This is a genomic window from Phenylobacterium sp. (assembly GCF_035539035.1).
Lineage (GTDB): Bacteria > Pseudomonadota > Alphaproteobacteria > Caulobacterales > Caulobacteraceae > Phenylobacterium.
Genome location: NZ_DATLJI010000010.1, coordinates 155654 through 180900 on the forward strand (window position 1 = coordinate 155654; position 25247 = coordinate 180900).

At 72.7% G+C, this 25247-nt stretch carries 29 protein-coding genes; 15 read left to right on the top strand and 14 right to left on the bottom strand.

Annotated features, from left to right (window positions below; translation table 11 throughout):
• Positions 1 to 151: 151 nt before the first annotated feature.
• Complete coding sequence (locus VM685_RS03900; RefSeq protein WP_325458803.1) at positions 152 to 787, bottom strand: hypothetical protein; 636 nt, start codon at positions 785 to 787, stop codon at positions 152 to 154.
• Positions 788 to 2523: 1736 nt separating this feature from the next.
• On the opposite strand from VM685_RS03900, the gene VM685_RS03905 reads away from it, so the two are divergent.
• The gene (locus tag VM685_RS03905; protein WP_325458804.1) at positions 2524 to 2943 is read left to right on the top strand and encodes a hypothetical protein; all 420 of its coding nucleotides are present in this window, start codon (positions 2524 to 2526) and stop codon (positions 2941 to 2943) included.
• 62 nt (positions 2944 to 3005) lie between these two features.
• Here VM685_RS03905 and VM685_RS03910 read toward each other — a convergent pair whose 3' ends face one another.
• Positions 3006 to 3854 carry an alpha/beta hydrolase gene (locus VM685_RS03910; RefSeq protein WP_325458805.1) on the bottom strand — a complete coding sequence of 283 codons (849 nt, stop codon included), beginning with the start codon at positions 3852 to 3854 and terminating at the stop codon, positions 3006 to 3008.
• A 325-nt stretch (positions 3855 to 4179) separates the two neighbouring features.
• On the opposite strand from VM685_RS03910, the gene VM685_RS03915 reads away from it, so the two are divergent.
• Positions 4180 to 5001 (top strand): hypothetical protein, encoded by an 822-nt coding sequence (locus VM685_RS03915; protein ID WP_325458806.1) that lies wholly within the window; start codon positions 4180 to 4182, stop codon positions 4999 to 5001.
• 88 nt (positions 5002 to 5089) lie between these two features.
• Positions 5090 to 5752, top strand: a complete 663-nt coding sequence (locus VM685_RS03920) for a lysoplasmalogenase family protein (RefSeq protein ID WP_325458807.1) — start codon at positions 5090 to 5092, stop codon at positions 5750 to 5752.
• On the opposite strand, the gene VM685_RS03925 is transcribed toward VM685_RS03920, so the two are convergent.
• Positions 5749 to 5937, bottom strand: a complete 189-nt coding sequence (locus VM685_RS03925) for a hypothetical protein (RefSeq protein ID WP_325458808.1) — start codon at positions 5935 to 5937, stop codon at positions 5749 to 5751. The genes VM685_RS03920 and VM685_RS03925 overlap by 4 nt on opposite strands.
• A 95-nt stretch (positions 5938 to 6032) precedes the next feature.
• Between VM685_RS03925 and VM685_RS03930 the strand changes: the two genes are divergently transcribed.
• On the top strand, positions 6033 to 6296 hold the full coding sequence (locus VM685_RS03930; RefSeq protein WP_325458809.1) for a hypothetical protein: 264 nt from the start codon (positions 6033 to 6035) through the stop codon (positions 6294 to 6296).
• 6 nt (positions 6297 to 6302) lie between these two features.
• Here the strand turns inward: VM685_RS03930 and mtgA are convergent, their stop codons facing one another.
• Positions 6303 to 6980, bottom strand: a complete 678-nt coding sequence (mtgA, locus tag VM685_RS03935; protein ID WP_325458810.1) for a monofunctional biosynthetic peptidoglycan transglycosylase — start codon at positions 6978 to 6980, stop codon at positions 6303 to 6305.
• An 85-nt stretch (positions 6981 to 7065) separates the two neighbouring features.
• On the opposite strand from mtgA, the gene VM685_RS03940 reads away from it, so the two are divergent.
• Positions 7066 to 7728: a nitroreductase gene (locus VM685_RS03940; RefSeq protein WP_325458811.1), complete on the top strand. Its 663-nt coding sequence runs from the start codon at positions 7066 to 7068 to the stop codon at positions 7726 to 7728.
• Here VM685_RS03940 and chrA read toward each other — a convergent pair.
• Positions 7725 to 9104, bottom strand: a complete 1380-nt coding sequence (gene chrA / locus VM685_RS03945; RefSeq protein WP_349255570.1) for a chromate efflux transporter — start codon at positions 9102 to 9104, stop codon at positions 7725 to 7727. The two genes, VM685_RS03940 and chrA, sit on opposite strands and share 4 nt — an antisense overlap.
• Positions 9105 to 9256: 152 nt before the next feature.
• On the opposite strand from chrA, the gene VM685_RS03950 reads away from it, so the two are divergent.
• The gene (locus tag VM685_RS03950; protein ID WP_325458813.1) at positions 9257 to 9484 is read left to right on the top strand and encodes a hypothetical protein; all 228 of its coding nucleotides are present in this window, start codon (positions 9257 to 9259) and stop codon (positions 9482 to 9484) included.
• Here the strand turns inward: VM685_RS03950 and VM685_RS03955 are convergent.
• A complete protein-coding gene (locus VM685_RS03955; RefSeq protein WP_325458814.1) occupies positions 9481 to 10452 on the bottom strand; it encodes a WD40 repeat domain-containing protein in 972 nt (323 codons plus the stop codon). The genes VM685_RS03950 and VM685_RS03955 overlap by 4 nt on opposite strands.
• Positions 10453 to 10611: 159 nt before the next feature.
• Between VM685_RS03955 and VM685_RS03960 the strand changes: the two genes are divergently transcribed.
• Together VM685_RS03960 and VM685_RS03965 are read left to right on the top strand one after the other, a co-directional pair.
• Positions 10612 to 11055 carry a biopolymer transporter ExbD gene (locus tag VM685_RS03960; protein ID WP_325458815.1) on the top strand — a complete coding sequence of 148 codons (444 nt, stop codon included), beginning with the start codon at positions 10612 to 10614 and terminating at the stop codon, positions 11053 to 11055.
• A gap of 144 nt (positions 11056 to 11199) precedes the next feature.
• Positions 11200 to 11622, top strand: coding sequence for a biopolymer transporter ExbD (locus VM685_RS03965; RefSeq protein WP_325458816.1), 423 nt, complete (start codon positions 11200 to 11202; stop codon positions 11620 to 11622).
• Positions 11623 to 11867: 245 nt separating this feature from the next.
• Here the strand turns inward: VM685_RS03965 and VM685_RS03970 are convergent, their stop codons facing one another.
• Complete coding sequence (locus VM685_RS03970) at positions 11868 to 12953, bottom strand: GTP-binding protein (RefSeq protein ID WP_325458817.1); 1086 nt, start codon at positions 12951 to 12953, stop codon at positions 11868 to 11870.
• Positions 12954 to 13028: 75 nt separating this feature from the next.
• Between VM685_RS03970 and dmeF the strand changes: the two genes are divergently transcribed.
• Positions 13029 to 13994 (top strand): CDF family Co(II)/Ni(II) efflux transporter DmeF, encoded by a 966-nt coding sequence (gene dmeF, locus VM685_RS03975; RefSeq protein ID WP_325458818.1) that lies wholly within the window; start codon positions 13029 to 13031, stop codon positions 13992 to 13994.
• Positions 13995 to 14105: 111 nt separating this feature from the next.
• On the top strand, positions 14106 to 15272 hold the full coding sequence (locus tag VM685_RS03980) for a serine hydrolase (protein ID WP_325458819.1): 1167 nt from the start codon (positions 14106 to 14108) through the stop codon (positions 15270 to 15272).
• 50 nt (positions 15273 to 15322) lie between these two features.
• On the opposite strand, the gene VM685_RS03985 is transcribed toward VM685_RS03980, so the two are convergent.
• Positions 15323 to 15748 carry a hypothetical protein gene (locus VM685_RS03985; protein ID WP_325458820.1) on the bottom strand — a complete coding sequence of 142 codons (426 nt, stop codon included), beginning with the start codon at positions 15746 to 15748 and terminating at the stop codon, positions 15323 to 15325.
• Positions 15749 to 15856: 108 nt separating this feature from the next.
• Here VM685_RS03985 and VM685_RS03990 point away from each other — a divergent pair, with 108 nt between their 5' ends.
• On the top strand, positions 15857 to 16093 hold the full coding sequence (locus VM685_RS03990) for a hypothetical protein (protein WP_325458821.1): 237 nt from the start codon (positions 15857 to 15859) through the stop codon (positions 16091 to 16093).
• On the opposite strand, the gene VM685_RS03995 is transcribed toward VM685_RS03990, so the two are convergent.
• Positions 16090 to 17706, bottom strand: a complete 1617-nt coding sequence (locus VM685_RS03995) for an ATP-binding protein (protein ID WP_325458822.1) — start codon at positions 17704 to 17706, stop codon at positions 16090 to 16092. The genes VM685_RS03990 and VM685_RS03995 overlap by 4 nt on opposite strands.
• A 187-nt stretch (positions 17707 to 17893) precedes the next feature.
• Between VM685_RS03995 and VM685_RS04000 the strand changes: the two genes are divergently transcribed.
• Entirely contained in the window at positions 17894 to 18244 is a 351-nt protein-coding gene (locus tag VM685_RS04000) for a hypothetical protein (protein ID WP_325458823.1), read from the top strand.
• Complete coding sequence (locus VM685_RS04005) at positions 18241 to 19161, top strand: aspartyl protease family protein (RefSeq protein ID WP_325458824.1); 921 nt, start codon at positions 18241 to 18243, stop codon at positions 19159 to 19161. The genes VM685_RS04000 and VM685_RS04005 overlap by 4 nt, the downstream gene beginning before the upstream one ends.
• Before the next feature lie 76 nt (positions 19162 to 19237).
• On the opposite strand, the gene VM685_RS04010 is transcribed toward VM685_RS04005, so the two are convergent.
• Together VM685_RS04010 and VM685_RS04015 are read right to left on the bottom strand one after the other, a co-directional pair.
• Complete coding sequence (locus VM685_RS04010) at positions 19238 to 20425, bottom strand: hypothetical protein (protein ID WP_325458825.1); 1188 nt, start codon at positions 20423 to 20425, stop codon at positions 19238 to 19240.
• Positions 20426 to 20581: 156 nt separating this feature from the next.
• Complete coding sequence (locus VM685_RS04015) at positions 20582 to 21958, bottom strand: M20/M25/M40 family metallo-hydrolase (RefSeq protein ID WP_325458826.1); 1377 nt, start codon at positions 21956 to 21958, stop codon at positions 20582 to 20584.
• 104 nt (positions 21959 to 22062) lie between these two features.
• Between VM685_RS04015 and VM685_RS04020 the strand changes: the two genes are divergently transcribed.
• Positions 22063 to 22320, top strand: a complete 258-nt coding sequence (locus tag VM685_RS04020) for an aa3-type cytochrome c oxidase subunit IV (protein WP_325458827.1) — start codon at positions 22063 to 22065, stop codon at positions 22318 to 22320.
• On the opposite strand, the gene nhaA is transcribed toward VM685_RS04020, so the two are convergent.
• Complete coding sequence (gene nhaA / locus VM685_RS04025; RefSeq protein WP_325458828.1) at positions 22268 to 23536, bottom strand: Na+/H+ antiporter NhaA; 1269 nt, start codon at positions 23534 to 23536, stop codon at positions 22268 to 22270. The two genes, VM685_RS04020 and nhaA, sit on opposite strands and share 53 nt — an antisense overlap.
• A gap of 224 nt (positions 23537 to 23760) precedes the next feature.
• On the opposite strand from nhaA, the gene VM685_RS04030 reads away from it, so the two are divergent.
• Positions 23761 to 23985, top strand: coding sequence for a hypothetical protein (locus VM685_RS04030; protein ID WP_325458829.1), 225 nt, complete (start codon positions 23761 to 23763; stop codon positions 23983 to 23985).
• A gap of 9 nt (positions 23986 to 23994) precedes the next feature.
• Here the strand turns inward: VM685_RS04030 and VM685_RS04035 are convergent, their stop codons facing one another.
• On the bottom strand, positions 23995 to 24486 hold the full coding sequence (locus tag VM685_RS04035) for a flavodoxin family protein (RefSeq protein ID WP_325458830.1): 492 nt from the start codon (positions 24484 to 24486) through the stop codon (positions 23995 to 23997).
• A gap of 221 nt (positions 24487 to 24707) precedes the next feature.
• Positions 24708 to 25190 (bottom strand): helix-turn-helix transcriptional regulator, encoded by a 483-nt coding sequence (locus tag VM685_RS04040; RefSeq protein WP_325458831.1) that lies wholly within the window; start codon positions 25188 to 25190, stop codon positions 24708 to 24710.
• Positions 25191 to 25247 lie beyond the last annotated feature (57 nt).

Here is a 25247-nt window from a genome sequence, read left to right on the forward strand (position 1 = left end):
TGCTTCTGAGCCGTACGGTAAAGTCCGCTCCTGGCGCTTAGCGGTCCTCCGGGCCCTGTCCTCCTCCTCGGCTTTTGCGGCGCAGGACCGCGCTTGGCGCTTAAGTCCATGGCGGGCAGTTTGCCTGCGGGCTCGCATCTGACCATGGGCCTTAAGGGCGGGAGGCATTCTCCGGGGGAGAATGCGCCGTCGTGGCAGATGAACGACGAACTTCACCCGCCCGCGCGGCATAGGCGCTGAGCCGCTCGGGTTTCGCGATGTAGGCGGTCCCCGTCCACAGCAGATCGTCGCTCAGCGGCAAGCCGCCACGCGGCATCACGGGCACCTCCCTCGCCTCTGGCCACCGGCGCCTGATGTCGGACAGCAGGCCCGTGCGGACCCGCGTCGCCAGTTCGGGATGCTTGCCCGCCAGGAACCTCAGCCAGGGTCGCCCCTGGTGACCGCCGTCGTCTACGAACACCTCCGGGTCGTCGTCTTCGGAGCCGCGCCAGACGCTGATGTAGATCGTCTTGGTGAGCACGTCTTTCACGAAGGGCGGCTCGTCAGGACGCGCGCCCTTTCTGAATTCGGCCCAGCGTTCGCTCCCGTCGTCCACGTGCAGCCCCCCGGCGCGGGCATGCCTCCCCAGCATGGCGATGAGATCGGCCCTGTCGGCGCTGGTGCGGAGAGGCACCTCGATCGCCGCGACCGTTCGCAGGCTTTCGGGCTGTTCTCGCGCACACGCGAACAACAGACATGCCGCCGCGAAGGCGGGAATGAAGCTGCGAGATATGCTCCGGAGGCGCATGGCGGGAGCCTCCCACAGCGGGGGCCGAGGCGCCACCCAGAGCTGGCGTCCGGGATATCCTGCTGTGGCAGGCGCTCATCCGAAGCTCGGCTTGGGTCCCGGCTTTCGCCGGGATGAGCGGAGGGGGTTGGGCTGGCCTGCTCCTCTCCCGCCGAGCGGAGCTCGGGAGGGAGAGGTTGGGTGAGGGCGGCGCAGGAGGGTGGCGGCGCGCTCCGGTGGGATCGGGTGGGCGCGGGTCCAAGGTCGGGGTTGAGGCGAGCGCCGAGCCGCCCTCACCCGGCCTCTCCCACGCCGCTCCGCGGCTGGGAGAGGAGGTTGGGGTGGCGGCAGCGCCCCCTCGACCGCGGAGTTCATCCTCGGGCGGGCTACGCCCGACCCGGGGGCGGTCCCCCTCCCGCGTGAACGGGGGAGGAGCTGGGGCGCGGGGTCGCGCTTAAGGTCCATGGCGGCGAGGATGCCTGCGGGATCCGGTCTCTCAAGGACGGCCCGTAGGGCCGCCGCTCCGCGGCCGGGCCGGAGGCCCGGTCCTTGACTGACCGGAGCCCGCAGGCTCGCATCTGACCATGGGGCTTAAGGGCGAGTGGCATTCTCCGGGGGAGAATGCGCTCAGGGGGAGGAAGTGAGCAGTGGTCGAACCTGAGCCGCACGGGACTTCGCCCGCCTCCGCTTTGGTCAGCAGAATCCTAAAGCTGCGCCTCAACCGACGCTGGTTTTGGATCGGTCTCGGCATCTTGGCCGCCGCCCTGGCGCTCCTGGGGTCGAGCTATGCTTGGCTATTGAACGGAGGTTTCGTCGCTCCGTGGCTGCTTCTCCACGCAGCACGACTGCACGACCTGGGTCGGCGGGGGCTTTGGGCCGTCGGAGCGGTGACGGCGACGCTAATGCTGCTGATCGGCCTCGCCATGTTGAGGCCGCCCACTGCGGTCTACGGTCCGGCAGCGATTTTCGCCCTGCTGGCTCTGGCCGCTTTTTCATTGTGGGTGGGGACCAAGCGGGGAGATCCTTCGGCGAACCAGTTCGGCCGAGCGCCTGTCGGTTGGTCCCTATTCTGACCTCGTCAACTCGGAGACTCAGCTTGGGTCCCGGCTTTCGCCGGGATGAGCGGAGGGGGTGGGCTAGCCTGCTCCTCTCCCGCCGAGCGGAGCTCGGGAGGGAGAGGTTGGTGAGGGCGGCGCAGGAGGGTGGCGGCGCGCTCCGGTGGGTTCGGTGCGCGCGGGTCCAACGTCGGCGGGGCGTCCGGCGCGGAGCCGCCCTCACCCAGCCTCTCCCACCGCCTGCGGCGTGGGAGAGGAGCGCAGCGGCGCGCTCTGGCGCTTAAGGTCCATGGCGGCGAGGATGCCTGCGGGATCCGGTCTCTCAAGGACGGCCCGGAGGGCCGCCGCGGGGCGGCCGGGCCGCAGGCCCGGTCCTTGACTGACCGGAGCCCGCAGGCTCGCATCTGACCATGGGCGTTAAGGGCGGGTGGCATTCTCCGGGGGGAGAATGCGCGGCCCCCTCGCCTCTCCTCCGGTGTCATCCCGGTTTCGGCGGGGCCGAAGACCGGGATCCATGAGCGCCGCGCCTTGGCGGGGGGGCGGCGGTGGAGGGTCTTCGGCGAGCGCGGCGTTGATGGGTCCCGGATAGCCGCTGCGCGGCTTCCGGGATGACGCGGGGGAGGAGATGCGATGCGCGGCGTGACTCCGGGGAGCTGTGCTGTAGATCAGAGGACGGATGCACGTTCTCGGGGGAGGGATGGAATGAGGTCGAAGCTGATGGCGGGCGCAGGGCTGGGCGCCGTGCTCTGGATGGCGCTGGCGCCGGTGGCCAGCGGCCAGCCCGGCCCCGGCCGCCCGCCTGGCCCGGGGGCGAGCGCGGGCAAGGTCGTGGCCTGCCCTACCACGCTGGACGTCAGCGGGGCCGCGCCCCCGTCGTGGGGCGTGATCGCCCGGCGCCCGCCGGCGAGGGTGACGCTGACGAACGGGCTGATCCCGTCGGGCGGGCCGCTCGTCTGCCGGTACGGCACCGACGAACTGATGCTGACGCCGCTCGACGTGGGCGGCTGCCGGCCCCAGAACCCCCAGGAATGGGGAACCCAGGGCGGGACGGACACCCAGGTGTGCGCGACCGGCGCCCCCCTGATGCCCCCGCGGACGAACTGCGCGGCGATCTGCCAGTAGCGCCACAGACGCAGGTTCTGCGCAGGCCCTGGAAGGGCCCGTGGGCGGGGCGAGGCGGCGCCTCACCTTGAGGGGCGCGCGGCGGCCTGGGTGCGGCGGATGAAGTCGAGCATGAGGGACGAGGCCTCGGCGGCGTGGGTCTCGAGCAGCTTGTGGCCGGCGTCGAGAACGTGGGCTTCCATCCGGGGCAGCGCCTGCATCCACGACAGGACTTCCGCGAGATCGAAGAAGGGGTCGTGGCGCGCCCACACCATCAGGGCGGGCGGCTGCCAGCGGGCGAGGTATCCGGCGATCTCCGCGAAGCGGGCCACGTGGTTCCCGTAGTCCCTGACGAGCGCCCGCTGGGTCTCCATCCGGCCGGGCGCCTGCATCACCCGCCAGTCCGCCTCCCAGGTCTCGGCGGCGGGGATCCGCGCCGCCACGTCGGGCGGCATCCCGCCCAGGTAGCCGTTGCGCACGCCCTCGAACGTCAGGTGCGCGGTGGCGGCCGCCTCGTTGTCCGGGTTCGGATGCGTCCAGTAGTCGATCACCGGGTCCCACGGCGGCCCGAGCCCGGCGCGGTGGGCGTTGGCGTTCTGGACGATCAGGCCCAGCACCTGGTCGGGCGCCTGCATGGCGATGTCGAACCCCACGGGCGCGCCGAAATCGTGGAGGTAGATGTAGCGCGGCCCGACCGCGAGCCGGTCCAGGAGCTCCGCGACCGCCCGGGCGAAGGCCGCGAACGAGGGCGCCGGCAGGACATCCGACGCGCCGAACCCGGGCAGGTCCGGCGCGATCAGGTAGGCGGCCTTCGACAGCTCGGGCGCGAGGTGGCGGAAATAGTCCGCCGAGCCGGGAAAGCCGTGCAGGAGCAGCGCCGCCGGCTTGGACGGCTCGCCCGCGGTGACATAGGCGAGCTCCGCGCCGGACACGCGAAGGCGTTGACGATCCGCAGGAGACACGTCCGACCTCCTCCTCGTCCGATCCAGCCGCCAACCGGGCGAGGCCGGCGGAGTTCCCGTCCGCGCAAGCGGATCGGCGGCGGGGGTGCGGCTTTCGTCGGACGCGCGGGGGCGGGCCGGCGCGGAACTGTTCTGCGTTTGTTCTTGACTTTGCGCGGGGATTGCGGGAGGATTTCGGCAGCGTGTCGGCTTGCGGCCGGGCCGCGCCCGGAGGTGCGGGCGCCCTCGCCGCCAGCGCCTTTCCCGACATCCGCAAGAACTTCCCCCCCCAAGACTTCCCCCGAGGACTTCCCCCATGGACGACGAGACGCGTCCGCCGGCCTGCGCGCCGGCGGCGGGGCGCAGGCGTGCGCCGAAAGCCTATTCCGCCCGGCTGGGGCGCAGGATCTGCGCCCGGGTGGCGGCGGGGGAGAGCCTGTCGGCGATCTGCGAGGAGGCGGGGATGCCGCACCGGGGGAGCCTGTGGCGCTGGACCCGGGCCAACGCCCGGTTCGCCGCCAGCCTGGCGGCGGCCCGGCGGGCGGGGGAGACCAGCGGGCGGGCGCGGCAGCTGGCCGGCTACGATCCCGTGGCGGCGGTGGAGATCTGCGAGCGGCTGGGCGAGGGCCAGACGCTGAGCGCCATCTGCGCCGACCCGGCGCTGCCGTCGCTGTCGACGGTGCACCGCTGGCGGCGGGGGTATTCCGAGTTCGCCGAGATGCTGCGGGCGGCGCGCGAGGTGCAGGCCGAGCGGCTGTGCGACGAGGGCTGGGACCGGGCGCGGGCGGTGACGCCGAAGACCGCCTTCGCCGCGAAGGTGACGCTGGAGCACCTGCGCTGGATGGTGGGGACGCTGTGGCCGCAGCGGTTCCGGACCCGGACGGTGGAGCCGGACATGCCCCGGCCGCGGATGGACATGGCGGTGCGCGCGTTCAGCCTGCAGGTGCGCGAGGACGGGGCGCAGCGGGTGGTGGCGACCTGCCCCGACCCGGAGAGCGGCCTGCCGGTCAGGGCGGTGTACGGCCCGTGGCGCAAGCCGGTGAGCGAGGGGGAGGCCAGGGCCTACGCCCAGCGGGCGCGCGGGCGGCCGGTGCTGTCCATGGACGACCCCGACGCGGCGGTGGAGACGGAGGGGTGAGGCGCGCGCAGGCGGCGCGCGGCGGGCGGCGCGCGCGGCGGAAGCTCTGCTATAGAGCGCGCAAACGGATCTTCGGGGGAGGAAGGCGATGGACCGGCGCAGGCTGGCGGCGTGGGCGCTCGGGGCGGCCCTGGTGGGCGGGGTGAGCTATGTGGCCTCGTGGGAGATGGACCTGCCCAGGGCCTGGTCGATCGCCTGGAAGGGCACGGGGGTGGGCTTCCTCACCGTCTATGCGGCGCTCCGGGCGCGGAGCTTCGACGGCTGGCTGCTGACCGCGGTGATGGGGCTGGGGTTCCTCGGCGACGTGCTGCTGGACGGGGAGGACATGACCGCCGGGGGCGTGGCCTTCCTGGCCGGGCACCTGCTGGCGGTGTGGCTCTACCTGAAGAACCGGCGGACGGGGCTGAGGCCCGGCGACTGGGCGTTCGCCGGGCTGCTGGTCCCGGCGGTGGCGGCGGCGGCCTGGGCCCTGCCGGACGACCGGGCGGCGGCCGTCGGCATCGGCGTCTATGCGGCGGGCGGGGCGCTGATGGCCGGGGCGGCCTGGCTGAGCCGCTTCCCGCGGCGCCTGACGGCGGCCGGCGCGCTGATGTTCGTGGTCTCCGACCTGCTGATCTTCGCGCGCATCGGACCGCTGGCCGGCCAGGCGTGGGTCGGCTTCGGCGTCTGGAGCCTCTACTTCGCCGGCCAGGTGCTGCTGTGCGTCAGCGTGGCGTCGGTGCTGGGCCGCGAGGACCGGCGCCGGCTCTAGGCGTTGAGGCGCAGGACCGCCAGGGTGCGGCCGTCCTCGACGATCTCCACCTCGACGCCGCCGGGGGTGTCCAGCAGCTCGCGGCGGGCGAGTTCGCGGGCCTTTGCGTCGTCGGCGGCGAACACGAAGGCCAGGGTCGGCGTTTGGTGGCGGCTGTCGTGCGTGAAGCAGGAAAATGTTCTCATCGGGCGTCCCTCCGATCGTTAACGGAGGGTAAGGGCCACGGTTGAGCTTTGACCTGGATCAACCTTCAGTGGAAACCGGCGCGGAGACGGACGGATTGGCGATCTTCGTGGTGACGCTGGAGGGCTACGAGCCGGGGGATCCGACGCGGCTGACCGTGCTGGCCTTCGTGCAGGCGCAGGACGAGGCGGGGGCGCAGGCCGCGGCCCTGGCGGCGCTGGCCGAGCGGGCGTGGACGGACGTCCAGGCGCTCAGGGCCGGCGAGGTCACCGACGAGGCCGCGGTGCCGGCGGACTTCGCCACCGCCATGGCCAGCGCGCGGCGCTGGGGCCTCGGCCTGATCATCTACGAGCAGGACTGAGGCGCGCTAGAGCACGCAGTCGGTGAGGCCCTCGCGGCGGACGGCGCGGGCGTTGCGGTTGATGGCGCCGGAGCGGCGCTGGACGTAGGGGCCGGGCCTGGCCGCGCGCCAGGAGAGCGGCTTGGGCACGATGGCGGCGAGGCGGGCGGCCTGGGCGGGGGTGAGGTCCTTGGCCGAGACGCCGAAGTTCTTCCGCGCGGCGGCCTCCGCGCCGTAGACGCCGGGGCCCCACTCGATGGAGTTCAGATAGACCTCCATGATCCGCCGCTTGCCCCAGCCGAGCTCGATCAGGACGGTGAAGTAGGTCTCCAGGCCCTTGCGGACCCAGTCGCGGCGCGGCCAGAGGAAGACGTTCTTGGCGGTCTGCTGGCTGATGGTGGAGCCGCCGCGGACCTTCTTGCCCCGGGCGTTGTACTCGATGGCCTTCTCGATGGCCTCGAGGTCGAAGCCCATGTGGCGGCAGAAGCGGGCGTCCTCGGCGGCGATGACGGCGCGCACGAGGGTGGGCGAGATGTCCTCCAGCGGGACCCAGGTGCGGGAGAAGCCGCGGCCCTCGACCACCCGCTGGACCATCAGGAAGGTGATCGGCGGGGGCACGACCCGGTAGAGGGCGACGGTCAGCACGGGGCCGATCCAGCCGACCACGAGGACGAGGATCAGGACGGCGCTCAGGAGGCGTCTCAACGGGGTCTCGTCCTTGCCATGACGTTGCGGAGCCTGTGCTAGGAGACGGGCCCGACGATCCTCGTCAAGCCGGGTTAAGGAAGCCATGAACGTCTCGCAGGCCGTGGAGAAGCGCATGTCGGTGCGGGCGTTCCGGCCCGATCCGGTGCCCGGCGCGGTGGTGCGCGAGATCCTCGAGCGGGCGGCGAAGGCGCCGAGCGGCGGCAACCTGCAGCCCTGGCGGGTCTATGCGCTGGCCGGCGCGGCCCTGGACGAGCTGAAGGCCAAGGTGGCGGCCAACCCGTTCGGCGAGGAGCCGGAGTACGACGTCTATCCGCCGAACCTGTGGGACCCGTTCCGCACGCGCCGGTTCCAGAACGGCGAGGACCTCTACGCGACCATCGGCATCCCGCGCGAGGACAAGCCGGCCAGGCTGCGGCAGCTGGCCAGGAACGGCGAGCTCTTCGGGGCGCCGGTCGGGATCTTCTTCTGCCTGGACCGCAAGCTGGGGCCCCCGCAGTGGGCGGACCTCGGCATGTACATGCAGACGGTGATGCTGCTGGCGACCGAGCGCGGGCTGGACACCTGCGCCCAGGAATACTGGGCGCGCTATCCGAAGACCGTGGCCGAGCAGGTGGGCCTGCCGGACGACCACATGGTGTTCTCCGGCATGGCGCTGGGCTACCGGGACGCGGACCACCCGATCAACACGCTCAAGGCCGCCCGCGACCCGTTCGAGACCTGGGGCGAGCTGCAGGGATTCGACTAGCCCGCCAGCAGGCGCCAGGCGACGCCCAGGGCCGCGCTGATCGCCAGCACGGGGATCACGCCGAGCTTCGTGCGGAACAGGGCGAAGGCGGCGGCCACGCTGATCAGCACGGCGGCGGGGTCGAGGGTGGCCAGCTCCGGGACGTCCAGCCGGACGGGGCCCAGCCGGGTCTCCGCCACCCGGCCGAACCAGACGTGCAGGCCGAACCAGATGGCGAGGTTGAGGATCACCCCCACGACGGCGGCGGTGATGGCGGCGAGCGCGCCGTTGAGGGCGCGGGCGTCGCGCAGGCGCTCCACGAACGGCGCGCCCAGGAAGATCCACAGGAAGCAGGGGGTGAAGGTGACCCAGGTGGTCAGCGCCCCGCCGAGCACGCCGGCGGCGAGCGGCGTGAGTTGGCCGGGATCGCGGAAGGCGCCCATGAAACCCACGAACTGGGTGACGATGATCAGCGGGCCGGGCGTGGTCTCGGCCAGGCCCAGGCCGTCCAGCATCTCGCCGGGAGCGAGCCAGCCGTAGGTCCCCACCGCCTCCTGGGCGACGTAGGCCAGCACCGCATAGGCGCCGCCGAAGGTGACCACCGCCATCTTGGAGAAGAAGACGGCGATGTCGCTGAACACGTGGCCCGGGCCCAGCCACAGGAGCAGGACCGCCACGGGGCCCAGCCACAGGGCGAGCAGGACCGCCGAGACCCTTACCGACCAGCGCCAGCCGGGGCGGGCGTGGGCCGGCGTCTCCTCCCCCAGCAGGCTGTCGGCGTCGGCCAGGGCCGGGCCGCCGCCCGCCGCATGGCCGCCGCCGGCCGAGAAGGCGGCCAGGCCCGCGCGCGCGCCGGCGAACCCGATCGCCGCGGCGGCCAGGATGATCAGCGGGAACGGGGCGTCGAAGGCGAAGATGGCGACGAAGGCGGCGGCGGCCACGGCCAGCATGGCCGGGTTGCGGATCGCCCGCCGGCCGACCCGGATCACCGCCTGGACGACGATCGCCAGCACGGCGGCCTTGAGGCCGAAGAACAGGGCCGCCACCACGGTCAGGCCGCCGAACAGGGCGTAGAGGACGCTCAGGCCCATGATCGCCAGGAAGCCCGGCAGGACGAACAGCACCCCGGCGACCACGCCGCCGGCCAGGCCGTGCATCAGCCAGCCGATGTAGATGGCCAGCTGCTGGGCCTCGGGCCCCGGCAGCAGCATGCAGTAGTTGAGCGCGTGCAGGAACCGGCGCTCGCCGATCCAGCGTTTCTCGTCGACCAGGATGCGATGCATCATGGCGATCTGGCCCGCGGGACCGCCGAAGCTGAGCGCGGCGATCCGCGCCCAGGTCCGGGCGGCCTCCGCGAAGCTCACGCCGTGGGGATGGATCGCCTCGCCCACGGTCAGGCCGGCGCCCGGGCGGACGGCGGGCGGGGGATTAGGCCGGTCTGGCGCGACCGCGGGCAAGGCTGCATCTTCGCCAAACGCACGGGCGGGCCCGCCGGCCCCACCTTGCGCGGGATCAAGGCGGCGTCAGGCGGCAGTGATAGGAGAAGGGCATGTCCGAGCATCCCAATCCGGCCCGGGCGGCGCTGGGCGTGGTCCTGGCGCTTGCCGGCTCCCTCCTCCTCACCGCCCTGGTCTACATGACCAACAGCACCGACCCGGCGCTGGAGCGGTTGATGTTCCAGCTGGGCCTGGCGCTCACCGGCCTGCTCTCGGCGCTGGGCCAGGGGCTGGTGTTCTTCGGCCTGTGGCTGCTGTGGAGCGCGGCGCGCGGGCGCTAGACGACCTCCGCCACCCCGGCGTTTCCGTCCTCGTCGCCCCAGGCGACGCGCTTGGCGTCGGGCGTGATGGCGAGCGCGGTGATGGGCGAGCCCTTCTCCGCCTTGAGGTTCACGACCTTCTGGCCGGCGAGGTCGCAGGCCTTCACCCGGCCGTCGTCCAGGCCCCAGGCGACCCACTGGCCGGAGGGCTGGCCGGCGACGACGGTGGAGAGCGCGCTCTCCTCGTAGCCGACTTCCGCCGCCTGCTTGCCCATCGGCCCGGTGGAGCCGGCGAACGGCCAGACCACCACGCCGTTGGCGCCGGAGGTGGCCATCAGCGCGCCCCTGGCCAGGAAGGACAGGCTCTTCACCTTGGCCGGGTAGCCGCCCATGCGCATGTTCTTCTCGTCGGCGACGCGCCAGCCGTGGAGCTGGTTGTCCTGCATGGACGAGATCAGGAACTTGCCGTCCGGCGAGAAGGCGCAGGCCACGTGGCTGCCGGCCCACTTCAGCACCGTGGGCTTCTGGTCGGCGATGCGGGCGTACCACAGCCAGGCGCCGCCGTAGGTGGCGCAGGCGATGCGGCGGCCCTTCGGGTCGAAGGCGAGCGCCGAGACCGACTTCTCGTGCTGGAAGGCGCGGGCGAAGGCCGGGTCGGCGACGTCGCGCACGTGCAGCTCGCGGCCGGCGGCGAAGGCGACGAGCTTCGACTCGGCGCTGGCGGCGACGGACTCGATCCAGCGGCCGGGGACCTTGGCCAACTCCTCGGCGCCCTCCGGCGTCGACCAGACCAGCCGGCCGTCGTCGCCGCCGGTGACCAGGCCCACCCCCGACGGGTGGACCGCCGCGCACAGGGCCGCGCCGTCGTGGGCCTGGACGGTCGCCCCGTCCCCGAACCGCACCGCGCCGTCGCCCAGGGCGAAGACGGCGCGGCCGGCCTTGTCGAACAGGGCGGCGGTGACGTAGGCGTCGAAGGCGTAGATGCTCATGGCGCCCTCACCTAGAGCGCCCGGAGCCCGCGCGGAAGGCCCATCCCGCGCGGTGAACGCGGTTCTCCGCTTCGGGCTTTACAATCCGATAACGCCTTGCCAAAGGTCACCGGACTCTAAGACGGGCGCCAAGACGCGCCCCAGGGAAGGATAATACGCATGGGCGCAAAGCTGGGCGGTGGGGGCGGCAGCCGTTTCGACCTCGGCCAGAACAGCGACATCAACGTCACGCCCTTCGTGGACGTGATGCTGGTGCTCCTCATCATCTTCATGGTGTCGATCCCGGCCGCGACAGTGTCGATCAAGCTCGACCTGCCGCCGGCGATCCCGCCGCCCCCGGGCACGGTCGTGAAGGAGCCGGTGCTGGTGAACATCCAGCAGGGCGGCGCCCTCTACATCGCCGACCGCCCGACCAGCCTCGACGGCCTGCCGTCGGACCTGGCCGCGGTGCTCCGCGTGGAGGACCCGACCACGGCCCCGACCGAGCAGCGGGTCTACATCCGCGCCGACCGGACGGTCCGCTACGGCGACTTCATGGCGGTGATGAACACCCTGCAGGGCAACGGCTTCTACCAGGTCGCCCTGATCAACGAAGAGATCTAGCTCTTCGGCCAAAGGTTTCGAGAGCCCCGTCCGGGACACCGGGCGGGGCTTTTTCGTGGGCGTCGACTTACAATGTACGCCTGTAATATTTTACTTGCGTAGTTCGCAGTTCGGCGGTCTCCTTCCGCTCAGGAGGACCACGCCATGGCCGCACGCCTGAGCGCCCCGGGAGGCGCCTTCGCCATTCCCCAGAACGCCGAGATCAACGTCACGCCCTTCGTCGACGTGATGCTGGTCCTGCTGATCATCTTCATGGTGGCGATCCCAGCCGCCACCGTCTCGGTGAAGGTGGACCTGCCGCAGGCGGCCGCTTCGCCCGCGCCCACCCTGCCGCCGACCTATGTCAGCCTGCAGCAGGACGGCGGGCTCTACATCGGCGACACGCCGACCACGCTGGGGGCCCTGCCCGCGGACCTCGCCCGCACGCTCGCCAGCGCCCATCCCCACGCCGAGCGGATCTACATCCGCGCCGACAGGGGCGTGCGCTACGGCGACTTCATGACCGTGATGAACACCCTGAAGGCCGATGGCTACGAACGCGTGGCCCTGGTGAGCGAAGCGCTCTGAAAGACTCCGCCTCCGGGAGTTGGGGGGCCGTCCGTCACCGACCCGTCGGCCGGCCCCTCCTTTTTCCGCGGCCGCCTCCTCTCCCCCCACACGCAGTGGGAGGGGAGAGGGTAGGGAGAGGGGCCGGCTGGGTTGCGTCGACGTTCGAAACGAGGGCCCTCGGACAGATGTAGGCAGAGTGGAGCGGCGGAGCCGCCCCTCTCCCTACCCTCTCCCCCCGCACTTCGTGTCGGGGGAGAGGAGCGCTAGGCCACGGTGCTTTCGAAGCCGGCCTTCAGCGCCGCCTCGTCGAGGTTGCGGCCGATGAAGACCAGCCGGGAGTAGCGGGGCTCGCCGTCGCGCCAGGGGCGCTGGAAGTCGCCTTCGAGGATCATGTGCACGGCCTGGAAGACCAGGCGGCGGTCGTCGCCGGCGATGTCGAGGATGCCCTTGGCGCGCAGGATGTCGGGCCCCTGCGTCTGCAGCACGTTGTTCAGCCAGGCCGTGACCTTGTTCCCGTTCAGCGGCCGGTCGCTGGTCAGGGAGATCCCGCGGATGCCGCTCTCGGCCACGTGGTCGTGGATGTGGCCGTGGCCATGGTCATGATCGTGATCGTGGCCGTGGTGATGGTCGTGCCCGTCGTGGTCGTGGTGGTGGTGATCGTGGCCGCAGTGCTCGTCGTGCACGTGGCCCGGCTCGCCGTGGCCGGGGTTCAGGAAGTCCGGCTCCAGCTCGGTGATCCGCGTCAGGTCGAAGGACCCGCGGCCCAGCACCTGCTCCAGCGGCACGTTGGAGCGCTGCGCCCGGTGGATCGGGGCCAGCGGGTTGAGCGTGCGGATGGCGCGCTCCACCTCGACCAGCTCGGCCTCGGAGACCAGGTCGGTCTTGTTGAGGATGATCTGGTCGGCGAAGGCGATCTGCTCGGCCGCCTCCTTGGAGTCCTTCAGGCGCAGCGGCAGGTGCTTGGCGTCGACCACCGTGGTCACGCTGTCGAGCTGGGTCTTGGCGCGGACGTCGTCGTCCACGAAGAAGGTCTGGGCCACCGGGCCGGGATCGGCGAGGCCCGTCGTCTCGACGATGATGGCGTCGAAGCCGCCCTTCCGCTTCATCAGCCCCTGGACCACCCGGATCAGGTCGCCGCGCACGGTGCAGCAGACGCAGCCGTTGTTCATCTCGAAGACCTCTTCGTCGGCGCCGACGATCAGGTCGTTGTCGATGCCCACCTCGCCGAACTCGTTGACGATCACGGCGTACTTCTTGCCGTGCTCCTCCGAGAGGATGCGGTTGAGCAGGGTGGTCTTGCCGGCGCCGAGGTAGCCGGTCAGCACGGTCACGGGGGTCTTGTCGGTCATGACCCGCCATGTAGCGACGCGGCGCGCGCTTATGAAGTGGCGTTCTGAAACCGCGGTGTTATATCGTAACACCTGATGACCGCCGCCGATCCCCCGCGGGCCCCCGACGCCCTGCCCGACGCGCTGGACGCGTTCCGCGAGGACCGCACCTACCTGGGCGCGGACCATCGCCGCAACGAGCGCCGGACCTGGATCGTCACGGGCATCTGCGCGGTGACGCTGGTGGCCCTGCTGGCCGGAGGCGTGGTGACCCGGTCCATGGCGCTCACGGCCGCTGGCCTGCACATGGCCGCCCATGTGGCCGCCCTGCTGGTGGCGGCCGGCGCCTACGCCTTCGCCCGGCGCCACGCCGAGGACCGGGCCTTCGCCTTCGGCACCGGCAAGGTGGGCTACCTCGCGGGGTTCGCCAACGCCGTGGTGCTGGCGATCACCGCGGTGCTGATCCTGGTGGAGAGCGTCGGGCGGGTGCTGGACCCGCAGGCGGTGGACTACCACGGCGCCCTGCCGATCGCCCTGGGCGGCCTGGCGGTGACCCTGGTCTGCATCTGGCTGCTCAGGCCCACCCATTCGCACGCCGCCCGCCACGACACCGACGGCGACCTGAACCTCTCGGCCGTCCACCTGCACCTCTCCGCCGACGCGGCGGTGTCGGTGTTCGCGGTGGCCGCGATCCTGGCCGGAGAACGGCTGGGGCTGGCGTTCCTCGATCCCCTCGCCGGCCTGATCGCCGCCGGGCTGGTGGCCCAGTTCGCCTTCGTCCTGCTGCGCAAGGCCGGCAAGCCGCTGCTGGACATCAACCCCTCCCCCATCCTGACCGCCGAGGTGCGCGCGCGGCTGTCGGCGGAGGGCGAGGAGGTGGTGGACCTGCACCTCTGGCGCCTGGGGCCCGGCCACCACGCGGTGATCGCGGTGGTCGCCGCCGAGCACCCGCAGCCGGCCGAGGCCTACCGCGACCGGCTGAAGGGCCTGGCGGGGCTGAGTCATGTGACGCTGGAGGTCCGCGGGCCGGGCGCCGCGCACGACCACGGGCACGCGCACTGATCTTCCTCTCCCCCGAGCCGCAGGCCGGGGGGAGAGGAGGTGGAGGGAATAGCGTGACCGTGACCACGGCCACGTTTGACGGCGCCGCGCGTTTAAGCCCTGATGAGGCCGATGTTTCGCAAGCTTGCGGCCCGGGTGCGGGCCAGACCCCGGGCGCTGGCCGCCGCCGGCCTGCTGATCGCCGCCGCGGCGGCCGCGGGCGGCTGGGCGAGCGTGCAGCAGAGCGCGCCGGAGGTGGCCCTGACCGCCGCGCGCCGCATCGCCGTCGAGTTCGAGCCCGCCCCGCCCCCGCCGCCGCAAGGGCTGCAGTCGCGGCTGGAGGCCCTCGCGGAGGCCTATGGCGAGGACGTGGGCATCGCCGTCGCCGACATCGAGGCGGGCTGGACGGCCCAGGTGGACGGCGAAGGCCTCTATCCGCAGCAGAGCGTGTCGAAACTGTGGGTGGCGGTGGCGACGCTCGAGGCGGTGGACCGCGGGACCACGACGCTCGACAAGATGGTGCTGCTGGGGCCCGACGACCGCAGCGTCTTCTACCAGCCGCTGGGGCGCCGGATCCGCAACGCCGGCATCCCGATCAGCATCGCCGAGCTGCTGCGCTGGGCGATCACCGAGAGCGACAACTCGGCCAACGACAAGCTGATGCGCGAGCTGGGCGGGGCCGACGCCGTCACCACCATCCTCGCCGACAAGGGCCTGGGCGACCTGCGGGTCGGGGCCTACGAGCGCGACCTGCAGGCGATGATCGCCGGCATGAGCTGGCGGCCGGAGTACGGGATCGACTGGAACTTCCAGCACGCCCGCGCGGCCCTGCCCGACACGGTGCGCGACGCGGCCATGGACGCCTATCTGGCCAATCCGGCGGACGGCGCCTCGCCCGTGGCGATCGCGCATGCGCTGGCGGCGCTGAAGAAGGGCGAGCTGCTGTCGCCCGGCTCCACCGAGGTGCTGGTGGACCTGCTGCACGACACCCGCACGGGCCCGCGGCGGCTGAAGGCCGGCCTGCCGGCCGGCTTCGCGCTGGGCCACAAGACCGGCACCGGCCAGGACTGGCGCGGCGCCTCGGTCGGCATCAACGACGTGGGCCTGATCACCGCGCCCGACGGGCGGACCTATGCGGTGGCGGTGATGATGCGCCGGACCAGCAAGCCGGTGGGGGCCAGGCTCGCCTTCATGCAGGCGGTGAGCCGGGCGGTGGCCGAGCACTGGAGCGCCAGCCGCGAGGTCCCGGCCGACCGGCGCATCGCGGCGGCGGCCGGCACGGTCGAGACGGGGCTGTAGGCTCCCCTCCTCTCCCCCCGGGCCTGCGGCTCGGGGGAGAGGAGGCCTGCTCAGCTGCCGGCGCCGTTGAGGGGCTTCTGGATGCCCTTGATGAGGCGGAGCTGGATGGGGACGCCGGAGATGTCCTTGCCGGTCCAGGTGACGCCGACGTCGCCCTGGTCGGGGAAGTGGGTGCAGTAGGAAATCGGCGCCGGGAAGGGCTTCGACTGCTTCAGGCAGACCTTCTCGCCCTTCAGGCTCCACTTGCCGGAGGAGGGCTTGCCGCGGCGGCCGACGGCCTCGTAGCTGCCGTCCGGATTGAGCCAGATGCGCTGGTGCTTGCCGTCCGGATAGGTGGCCAGCACGGTGTTGCCGAAGGCGGCGGCGACGTCGCGGAAGTCGGCGGCCTGGGCGTTCAGGGCGGAAAAGGCCACCCACCCGCCCAGGGCCACGCGGGCCAGCAGCCGGGCGGTTCCGGCGTTCTTTCTCGTTCGCATGACCGCGTTCAACACAATGACAAACCTCGGGTTCCAACGGCTCCGGCTGGACTCCTGGCCTTTCGCGGGTGAACTGGAGATGACAGGCGCACACGGAGCAAGGCCCCCATGGACAACGACAACCCCATTTCGGCCGAGGCCGAGCGGGCGGGCATGCTGCAGGCGCTGCACGCGCTGATCGTGGGCACGCTGTCCACCCTCCGGCGCAAGGGGGTGCTGACGGACGAGGACCTCGACCAGCTGTTCGAGGCGGGACTGACGGCCTTCGAGCGCGGCGAGCAGGACGAGACCCGGCAGGCGGCGCGCCTGACCCTGGAGATCCTGGCGCGGTCGTTGAGGAGCTAGGCGGAGACCGCCACCGGCTCGGCCTGCGGCAGCTCGAAGACGGCGTTGATCGCCGCCAGCAGGCGCTCGGGCTTGATCGGCTTCTCCACCACCCCGTTCATGCCGCTGGCGCGGTAGAAGCTCGCGTCGGCCGGGTCGGCGTTGGCGGTGAGCGCCAGGATCGGCGCCTGGGAGCCCGGACTGGCGCCGGCGCGGATCTGGCGGGTGGCCTCGACGCCGTTCATCACCGGCATGTTGATGTCCATCAGCACGAGGTCGAACCGGCCGCCGCGGGTGGCCTCCACGGCGGCGGCGCCGTCGGCCACCTCCTCGCTGGTGCAGCCGAACATCTCCACGAGGCTGCGGGCCACCAGGCGGTTGGTGGCGTTGTCGTCGGCGATCAGCACGTGCAGGCGCTGGCCGCCGCCCGTGTCCCCGGCGTGGGAGGCGGACTCGGCCGGCGCGGGCACCTCGAAGAGATGCGCCTCGAAGCTGAAGGCGGCGCCGCCCGCGGACCGGTTGCGGACCCGGATGTGGCCGCCCATCCGCTCCACGATCTGCTGGCAGACCGCTAGGCCGAGGCCCGCCCCGCCGCGGCGGACGCCCTCCTCGGTCTGCTGGAACGGCTGGAAGATGGTCTCCATGCGGTCGGCCGGCACGCCGGGGCCGTCGTCGGCCACCTCGGCGGCGAGCCGCAGGCAGCCGCCGTCCGCGGGCCCCACGGACAGGCGCACGTCCACCGTCCGGGACGCGAACTTCATGGCGTTGCCGACCAGATTGTTGAGCACCTGGCGCAGGCGCACGCGGTCGCCGAGCACCCAGGCCTCGGCCGGGCCGTCGTAGGCGACGCGCAGCGCCAGGCCGCTGAGCTCGGCCTGCGGCGACCAGAGGTCGGCCACGTCGTCCAGCAGCCGCGCGGCCGACAGGGGCTCCTCGTCCAGCTCCAGGCCGGACTGCTCGGCGCGGGAGAGGTCCAGCGCGTCGTTCAGCAGCCGCAGCAGCACCCCGCCGGAATCGACGATGGTGTCGAGGAAGGGGACGAGCTCCGGCTCGCGGGTCTTGCGCCGCACGATCTCGGCCACCGCCAGCACGCCGTTGAGCGGGGTGCGGATCTCGTGGCTCATCACCGCCAGGAAGCGGCCGCGGGCGGCGAGCGCCTCGTTGGCCCGGCGGCTGGAGGCCTCGGCGGCCTCGGCGAGGCGCGCGGTCTGGGCGGCCGAGGCCTGCAGCAGGGCCAGCATCGAGCCCACCCCGGCGTAGCGCCCGCCGCAGGTGACGATGAAGCCGTGCAGCAGCTCCGACGGACTCTCCTCCATCACCCGGCCGCAGAACTCGGCCACGGTGACGTCGCCGTCGGCGATCACCGGGTCGGTCTTCATCCAGGCCGAGACCGGCCGCTTCGACCACAGGGCGTGGCCGTACTGGGCGGCCATGCGGACCAGGAAGGCGTTGCGCTCGATGATGCCGACCGGCCGCCCGGCCTCGTCGACGACGGCGATGGCCATGGTGTCCGGCTCCACCTCGAACCGCCGGTAGATGTAGGCGCCGGTGACGTCCGGACCGACGGGCGGAATGAAGGGCGCGATGTCCAGGAGCAGCGTCATGAGCAGCCTGCGGTTGAGCGGCGCGAACATTTGACCCGACAAGACTAATCAATGGTTAGATGCGCAATTATTCTCCGTGAATGTTTTGTGACGACCTGACGACACCGCCGATTACCTGACAATCCGGGGGCGGCCAGGCGGCGCGGGCGGCGGACGGCCGGGAGGGACCCACCCGGCGGTTGAGGTGTTCTAGAGGGGAGCTTCAGCGGAAAAGACCATGACCCATCCCGACAGCGGCGCGCCCGAGCGGCGCGGCTCCACCACCGCGCAGCTGCGCGACGACATCCAGAGCGGCCGCACCGGCGACAAGGTGGCGGGCTTCGACCCGGCGGCCTCGCCGCTGGGCACCGACGACGAGGCGGCCGGCACGCCGCCCTCGCCGGAGACGGTGCACGCCACGCGGGCGGAGGAGCGGGCCGGCCGGCCGTCCAGCGCGACGAAGAACGCCGCCACGCCGCAGCTGCAGCCGGACGCCCGGCTGGGCGGCCAGAAGGGGCTGACCCTGGCCGCCGCGGCCGGGGTGGGCGCCGCGGCCCTGCTGGGCCTCCTCCTCATCGCGGCGCTTTGAACCGACGGACGCTCCTCACCCAGCTCGGCCTGCTGGCGGCCGGCGGGGCCGGGGTCTGGCTGCTGCGCGAGGGGCTGGCCTGGCCGGCGCCGGAGGTCGTGTTCGCGGGCGGGGCGGAGACCACCGGCTGGATGGCCCTGCCCGAGCCCGGCGGCCTCGTGGAGCTGGCGGCGCGGGTGGGCGGGCGGGAGATCCGCGCGGTGCTGGATTCCGGCGCCCAGTACTCGGCGATCGACACCGGCCTGGCCACCGAGCTCGCCCTGCCGCAGGCCTCGCCGGTCCCGATGCTGGCCTTCGGGGTGAGCGGCCAGCCGAGCGTCACCCGCTCGGTGCGGCTGGACCTGGACCTGGGCGCCATGCGGCTGACGGGCCTGAGGGCCGCGACGCTCGACCTGCATCCGCTGTCGCGGCTGACGCGGCGGCCGTTCTCCATGCTGCTGGGCCGCGACCTGCTCAGGGCCGTGGTGGCCGACATCGACTTCCCCCGGGCGCGGGCCGCCTTCTGGCGCACGAGCTCCTGGGCGCCGGAGGCGGACTGGCGCGCGGCGACGGTGCGGGCCGGCGCGGCCGCGGCCCTGATGGCCGAGGTGAGGGTGGAGGCCGCGGCCCCCATCGACGTCATGGTCGACACCGGGGCGACGGGGGCGCTGGCGCTGTCGGAGAAGGCGGCGACGCAGGCGGGCCTGCTGGCCGGCCGCGAGGTGCGCAGCGGCCGCTCGGTGACGCTGGGCGGAGTCAGCCAGGACCGGATGGTGCGGCCAGCGAGGTCCGCTTCGCCGGCCATCCGTTCAAGGGCGTGGACGTGCAGATCTTGGCCCCGGCCGTGCAGGGGCCGATCCCCGACGGCCTGCTGGGCCTGGGCATCCTGCGCCGGTTCCGGGTGGCGCTGGACCACGCCCGGGGCCGGATGTTCCTGATGGGCCCCTACGACATGCCGGCCCGCCGGACGCGGCGCGTGCGGATCACGCCGACGCCCGGGCTGGCGGCGGAGGACTAGTCGCCCTTGCCGCCCTTGCCGTGGCCCTCGCCCTTGCCGTGGCCGCCCTTGCCGTTTCCGCCGCCGTGGTCGCCGCCACGGCCCTTGCCGCCGTCGTGGCCCTTGGCGTGGTCGTCCTGGCGCTTCCAGCCGCCGCCGCCGCGGTCGTCGCCCCCGCGGGGACGCCAGTCGCGGTTGTCGGCCACCGCCACCGGGGCGGGCGCGCGGACATTGTGGCCCGCGTCATGGCCGCGCCCGCGGCCGCGGTGGTCGTCGCGGCCGTGGCGGTCGCCTTCGAAGCGCGGGGCGGGGCCGTAGGCCACCCGGGCGGCGCGGTCGTCCTCGCGGATCGCCTTGCGCCACTCCTTCTGGTCCTTGCGCCAGGCCTTGTCCTCGGCCTTCGCCCACTTGCGCTCGACCTTCTCCGCCTCGCGCACGCGGCGCAGGCGCTCGCCCTCGAAGGCGCGCAGCTCGCGCTGGCCGCTCGAGACGCGGTAGGCCCGCCACGGCTCGACCCGGTCGGCCGCGGCCATCCAGGGCTCCCAGGCGCTGCGCAGCACCGGGGCGCGGTCCTCCCAGCGGTCGTACCAGACCGGGTCGGAGACCAGGGCGTACCGCGGCTCGGCGTAGTAGGTCCGGCGCAGGTCGTGGCCGCGGTTCAGATAGGCCCCGGCGACATTGGCCAGCGGGTAGAGCTGGTCGTTCCCCAGCAGCGCGCCGGCGGCGGTGAACACGGCGGCGAGCGCCCCGTCGTCGCCGTAGGCGTAGCCGTAGCGCGGGTCGCGGACGAAGTAGGGGTAATCCTCGCCGGGCTCGTAGTAGTAGAACCGGTAGCCGTCATCGAGCGGCTCGGCGAACATCAGCTCGTCGCCGGCGGTCTGCCAGGCCCAGGGCTCGACCTCGCCGTAGCGGAAGCCGTAGTCCGGCGGCGCCTGCCAGGCGGCGCGGTCGTAGGCGTAGGCCCGCTCGGCGAGCGCATAGCCGTCGTAGGCGTCGGAGACCGGGTGGATCGGCGCGGCCTCGGCCGGATCCAGGGGGCCAAGCGCATAGGGATAGCCGGTCAGCTCCGCGCCGGGCGCGGCGGCATAGGCCGGCGCCGGCTCGCCCCGGGCGAGCAGCGGACGGTTGTCCACCTTGCAGGCGGAAAGCCCCAGCGCGAGGCCCGTCGAGGCCATCAGGGCGAGGGTGGTGCGGGAAGAAGGCATGGTCGTTCGAACCGCGGTTGCGCGCCGTCAGGCGCTGATGTGTCCCTCTGAAGTCCCCCGAGGCGTCGGCGGGAAGAACACGTCAGGCCAAGGTCTGGTTGCGCGGGAGGCGGCGGCGGCGCTCCTCCCCTGCCCTGCGGGGAGGAGCTCAGGTCGTCAGTTCGCGGGCGTCGGGGCCGGCGCGGTGCGTTCCCAGCGGCCGGGGGCGCCGGGATAGACGACGGGGCTCTCGTGGCCGTCGGGACCCACGGCGCTGACGCCGAAGAACCAGTCGTCGATGTTGACGCCCGTGAGCCTGGTCTCGCCGGTGGGGGCCACGGTGCGGCTGTAGCGCCAGGTGGGATCGGTGGTGGCGCGCCACCACACCCGGTAGGCGACGGCGTCGGCGGCAGGGGTCCATTTCACCGTGGTGTCGGCCGAGACGGCGCCTGAGATCTCCACGTCCTTCGGCGGGGCGGGCGCGGCGGCGAGGGCGGCGAGGCCCAGGACGTTCAGCCGGGTGACCTTGGCGAGGTAGGGGAAGTCCACCCCGTCGATGGTGTCGCCGTACCTGATGCCCTTCTCGGTGCGCAGGTCCTGGTGCTGGCGGTGGTAGTGCTCGGTCGCCTCGGTGATGCGCACGGCGGGGAAGCCGGCCTCCAGCATCCGCACCTGGTCGCCGCCGCGGCCGAAGCGGTCGGTGCGGTAGACCATGACCACGTCGAGGCCCGCCAGGTAGCGGTCGGCCAGGCCGTCGAGGTAGCGGGCGAGCTGGCGCGACGGTGAGTCCACCTCGCCGCCGTTGTAGCGCCGGCGGTTGGCCTCCTCCGGCGTCTCCACGGCCTTGGTGCCCTCGGAGAAGACCCGGACGTGGGTGTTGTCGCGATTGCCGCCGATGCCCTCGGTGTTGCCGATGATGTCGTTGTTCAGGTCGGCGACCACGCGCCAGCCCTGGGCGGCGGCGTAGTCGGCCAGGATCTTGCCGCCGTGCAGGCCCTGCTCCTCGCCCGACAGCGCCGCGTAGACGATGGTCGCCGGGAACTTGTGCTTCGACAGCACCCGGGCCGCCTCGATGACCGCGGCCACGCCCGAGGCGTCGTCGTTGGCGCCGGGGGCGTCCGACTTGAAGTCCATGACGTCGGTGACCCGGCTGTCCAGGTGGCCGGAGATGATCACCACCCGGCCGGGGTCGGTGGTCCCGCGCTGGATGGCCAGCACGTCCATGATCTCGGTGGGATTGGGCACCCGCGGCGGGGCGGTGACGACGGCGGACGGCGTCTCGATGACGAGGCAGCCGCCGCAGTCCTGCGAGATCTCCCGGAATTCCGAGGCGACCCAGCGGCGCGCGGCGCCGATGCCGCGCTTCTCGGACCTGGTTTCCGAGAGCGTGTGGCGCGTGCCGAACGAGACCATCCTGGCGATGTCCGCCCGCATCCGCTCGGGGCTGACCTGGGCGGGCAGGTCGCGCAGGAGCGGCGGCTCGGCGGGTATCGGCTGGGCGTGGGCGACGGCGGCGAAGGCGGCGCAGAGGCCGGCGAGGACGAGGGTGCGCATGGCGCGCACCCTAGCCGGAAATCGGCGCGCGACCAGTGCTAGGGCCGATCGCGAAACGGCGTTATGCTGGCGCTCCTGATGCCGGTCGTTTTCGGAGGCTCCGAATGGATACCGCCAGTCATCTCCAGCAGGATCCCGAGCTCGTCGCGCACGAGCGCACCTACAAGGCCTTCAACGTGCTGCTGCGATGGTGCTCGGTGCTGCTCGCCGTCACCATCATCTGGCTGACCGTCTGGTTCGCCACGCCGGGCGGGTTCCTCGGCGGGACGGTCACCGCCCTGATCGTGTTCGCGCTCGGCTGGTGGTTCGTCATCCGCCACGAGGAGAAGCAGCCCCTCGACGTGTGGGTCGAAGGTCGCTGAACCGGGTGTCGGCGTTGCGCTTGGCGGTGATCGAGCGGCTGGTGGTGGCCAGCACGGCCGCGCCCAGCAGGGCCGAGGCCAGCGAGCCGGCCAGCACGCCGAGCTTCACCTCGTCCTGCAGGGCGGGTTGGCCCGGGAAGGCCAGCAGGCCGATGAACAGGCTCATGGTGAAGCCGATGCCGCAGAGCACGCTGACGCCGTAGACCTGCAGCCAGGTGGCGTCCTCCGGGCAGTCGGCGAGGCGCAGCTTCACCGTGGCCCAGGTGAAGGCGAAGATCCCGAGCTGCTTGCCGAGGAACAGGCCGCCCGCCACGCCCAGCGCCACCGGCGTCATGAGCAGGGCCAGGATGTCCGCGCCCATCAGCGGCACGCCGGCGTTGGCGAAGCCGAACAGCGGGATGATGGCGAAGCCGACCAGCGGGTGGAGGCCGTGCTCCAGCCGGTGCAGCGGCGACTTGGCGTCGTCGGGCGCGGCCGGCGCCGGGATCAGGGGGATGGTGAAGGCGAGCGCCACGCCGGCCAGGGTGGCGTGCACCCCCGACTGCAGGACGCAGGCCCACAGGCCGACGCCCAGCGCCAGGTAGGGCCACAGCGCCATGACCTTGAAGCGGTTCAGCGCCACGAGCGCCGCCAGGATCGCCGCCGCCCCGCCCAGCCAGGGGAGCGACAGGCCCTCGGAGTAGAAGACGGCGATGATCGCCACCGCGCCCAGGTCGTCGATGATGGCCAGGGCGGTGACGAAGATCTTCAGCGAGACCGGCACGCGCTTGCCCAGCAGGGCCAGCACGCCGAGCGTGAAGGCGATGTCGGTGGCGGCCGGCGCGGCCCAGCCGTGCAGGGTCTGCGGATTGCCCCAGTTGAACGCCACATAGATCGCCGCCGGCGCGGCCATGCCGCCCACCGCCGCCAGGCCCGGCAGGACGCGACGGCTCCAGGTGGAGAGCTGACCGTCCACAAGCTCGCGCTTCACCTCCAGGCCGACCAGCAGGAAGAACAGGGCCATCAGGCCGTCGTTGATCCAGTGCAGCACGCTCAAGGGGCCGAGGTAGGCGTGCAGGGTGTCCACATAGACGTCGGCCAGGGCGCTGTTGGCCACCACGAGGCCCAGGGCCGCGGCGCCCATCAGGACCAGGCCGGCGAAGGCCTCCCCCTTCAGGAAGGCCCGCATCGCCGAGCGGCGGCGGCGGCGGCGGGCCCGGATCTCGGCGGGGCTCAAGGCAACTCCTCGGACTGGTGGCGGGCGATCGCCCAACGGGCCGCCGCCGCGCAGGGTTCTGCGGAGTAGCGGGCGGCGGGCCGCGGCGGGGATGAGGTAACGGCGGGGCCGGGGGGCGTAAAGTCAAGAAACCAGGAGGCGCAACACAGGCGGATCGGCCGCGCGGCGTGCAACCCGAGCCGGGGCTGCGCCATTCCGCAAGACGCCGCCAGGGAAAGTCCGCCATGCCGCCCGGAAACGTACTCTACGCCTTCTACTGCTCGAGCGAGGACGGCCAGCCGGTGGGCTTCCAGGCCCACGAGCTCGCCTCCGACCAGCTCGCCCTGCAGACCGCCGGCGCCCTGATGCAGCGGACCCCCGACGTCCACCAGATCGCCGTCTGGTCCGGGGTGCGCCCCGTCCTCACCCTCACCCGCCCCGAGCCCCCGCCCCTGCCGTTCGAGCCCTGAGCCGGGCCCTCAGAAGATCCCCATGGCGAGGCCGGCGGCCAGCGCCTGGCCGAGGTCGCGGCAGCGGACGAGGTCGGGCTCGGCGATGGTCTTCGGAGCCCAGATGGCCGGACCGTCCTGGGCGTGGGTGATCACCACGACCGGCTCGGCGGCGGGCTTCAGGCGCCAGCCGACGGCGATGCGGCCCAGCTGGCGGACCACGCCCTGGCCGTCGGAGCCCGCGCAGACCAGGAGCGCGTAGGGGCGCCCGGCCACCCGGTCCAGCACGTCGTAATAGGTGCGGTCGAAGAACTCCTTCATCTCGCCGGACATCGAGGCGAGGTTCTCCGGACAGGCGAAGACATAGCCGTCGGCGGCCAGCACGTCCGCGGCCTGCGCGTCGGCGGCGCGCAGCAGGCGCACGGCCACGCCCGCCTCGGCGCGGGCGCCCTCCGCGGCGGCCTCGGCCATCTGCCGCGAGCCGCCGGTGCGGGAATGCCAGACGATCAGCAGGGTCTTCATGCGCCGCGAATAGAGCGCGGGTCGGCGGGAAGGGCCAGCGGGTCTCCGCGTCGGCGGACAGGGATCACCCCTTCCTCCATCGAGGAGGAAGGGAAGGGATGGTGGTGGGTGCACGGGGGTGAAGCGTCACGCACTCTCGGCTCGGCGCCCCACCGAGCCCTTCGCTTCGACACAGCGCCCGCACCACCACCCAACCCTCCTCCATCGAGGAGGAGGGCTTGCTAGACGGGTCGCGCCTGGGCGAGCGCCCGGGCGGCGGCGAGGAGGGCGGCGCGGCGGTCGGGGGTGAGCGCCAGCCAGGCGCGGGCCAGCGCCAGGCCGCCGTCGGAGGCCAGGAAGGCCCGGCCCACCGGCCCCAGCCCGTCGGCCTCCGCCCCGCCGCCGAGCGCCGGATAGCCGGGGAAGAAGGCGCCCGGCTCGCAGCGCAGCGCCTGGGCGATCTTCCACAGCGCAGAGGCCGAGACCCGGTTGGCGCCGCGCTCGTACTTCTGGACCTGCTGGAAGGTGACCCCGATGGCGGCGGCCAGCGCCGACTGGGAGAGGCCGCGGACCTTGCGCCGGCGGCGGATCTCCCCGCCGACCCAGGCGTCCAGGTCGAAGCCGGCCATCGGCGCATCCGGCGCCGCGACGCCCGGCGCGGCCGCAAAGCCGGGCGTGAGCGGATAGACCTGGGCGGCGGCTTCCATGGCTGCAGAGCCTGCCATGGCCAAGGCGCGACAGCAAGTCCGGCCTGCTCGATGAACTGCAACCGCTGCGTGCTC

Coding starts and splice junctions, on each gene's coding strand:
- dmeF (WP_325458818.1), top strand. CDS start 13,029: ATGACCGCCGCCGATCCCCCGCGGGCCCCCGACGCCCTGCCCGACGCG.
- VM685_RS03995 (WP_325458822.1), bottom strand. CDS start 17,706: ATGTTCGCGCCGCTCAACCGCAGGCTGCTCATGACGCTGCTCCTGGAC.
- VM685_RS04000 (WP_325458823.1), top strand. CDS start 17,894: ATGACCCATCCCGACAGCGGCGCGCCCGAGCGGCGCGGCTCCACCACC.
- VM685_RS04010 (WP_325458825.1), bottom strand. CDS start 20,425: ATGCCTTCTTCCCGCACCACCCTCGCCCTGATGGCCTCGACGGGCCTC.
- VM685_RS03985 (WP_325458820.1), bottom strand. CDS start 15,748: ATGCGAACGAGAAAGAACGCCGGAACCGCCCGGCTGCTGGCCCGCGTG.
- VM685_RS03905 (WP_325458804.1), top strand. CDS start 2,524: ATGAGGTCGAAGCTGATGGCGGGCGCAGGGCTGGGCGCCGTGCTCTGG.
- VM685_RS03990 (WP_325458821.1), top strand. CDS start 15,857: ATGGACAACGACAACCCCATTTCGGCCGAGGCCGAGCGGGCGGGCATG.
- VM685_RS04015 (WP_325458826.1), bottom strand. CDS start 21,958: ATGCGCACCCTCGTCCTCGCCGGCCTCTGCGCCGCCTTCGCCGCCGTC.
- VM685_RS03970 (WP_325458817.1), bottom strand. CDS start 12,953: ATGACCGACAAGACCCCCGTGACCGTGCTGACCGGCTACCTCGGCGCC.
- VM685_RS03980 (WP_325458819.1), top strand. CDS start 14,106: ATGTTTCGCAAGCTTGCGGCCCGGGTGCGGGCCAGACCCCGGGCGCTG.
- VM685_RS03925 (WP_325458808.1), bottom strand. CDS start 5,937: ATGAGAACATTTTCCTGCTTCACGCACGACAGCCGCCACCAAACGCCG.
- VM685_RS03960 (WP_325458815.1), top strand. CDS start 10,612: ATGGGCGCAAAGCTGGGCGGTGGGGGCGGCAGCCGTTTCGACCTCGGC.
- VM685_RS03955 (WP_325458814.1), bottom strand. CDS start 10,452: ATGAGCATCTACGCCTTCGACGCCTACGTCACCGCCGCCCTGTTCGAC.
- VM685_RS03950 (WP_325458813.1), top strand. CDS start 9,257: ATGTCCGAGCATCCCAATCCGGCCCGGGCGGCGCTGGGCGTGGTCCTG.
- VM685_RS03940 (WP_325458811.1), top strand. CDS start 7,066: ATGAACGTCTCGCAGGCCGTGGAGAAGCGCATGTCGGTGCGGGCGTTC.
- VM685_RS04030 (WP_325458829.1), top strand. CDS start 23,761: ATGCCGCCCGGAAACGTACTCTACGCCTTCTACTGCTCGAGCGAGGAC.
- VM685_RS04040 (WP_325458831.1), bottom strand. CDS start 25,190: ATGGCAGGCTCTGCAGCCATGGAAGCCGCCGCCCAGGTCTATCCGCTC.
- VM685_RS03915 (WP_325458806.1), top strand. CDS start 4,180: ATGGACGACGAGACGCGTCCGCCGGCCTGCGCGCCGGCGGCGGGGCGC.
- VM685_RS04035 (WP_325458830.1), bottom strand. CDS start 24,486: ATGAAGACCCTGCTGATCGTCTGGCATTCCCGCACCGGCGGCTCGCGG.
- VM685_RS04020 (WP_325458827.1), top strand. CDS start 22,063: ATGGATACCGCCAGTCATCTCCAGCAGGATCCCGAGCTCGTCGCGCAC.
- VM685_RS03920 (WP_325458807.1), top strand. CDS start 5,090: ATGGACCGGCGCAGGCTGGCGGCGTGGGCGCTCGGGGCGGCCCTGGTG.
- VM685_RS03965 (WP_325458816.1), top strand. CDS start 11,200: ATGGCCGCACGCCTGAGCGCCCCGGGAGGCGCCTTCGCCATTCCCCAG.
- VM685_RS03900 (WP_325458803.1), bottom strand. CDS start 787: ATGCGCCTCCGGAGCATATCTCGCAGCTTCATTCCCGCCTTCGCGGCG.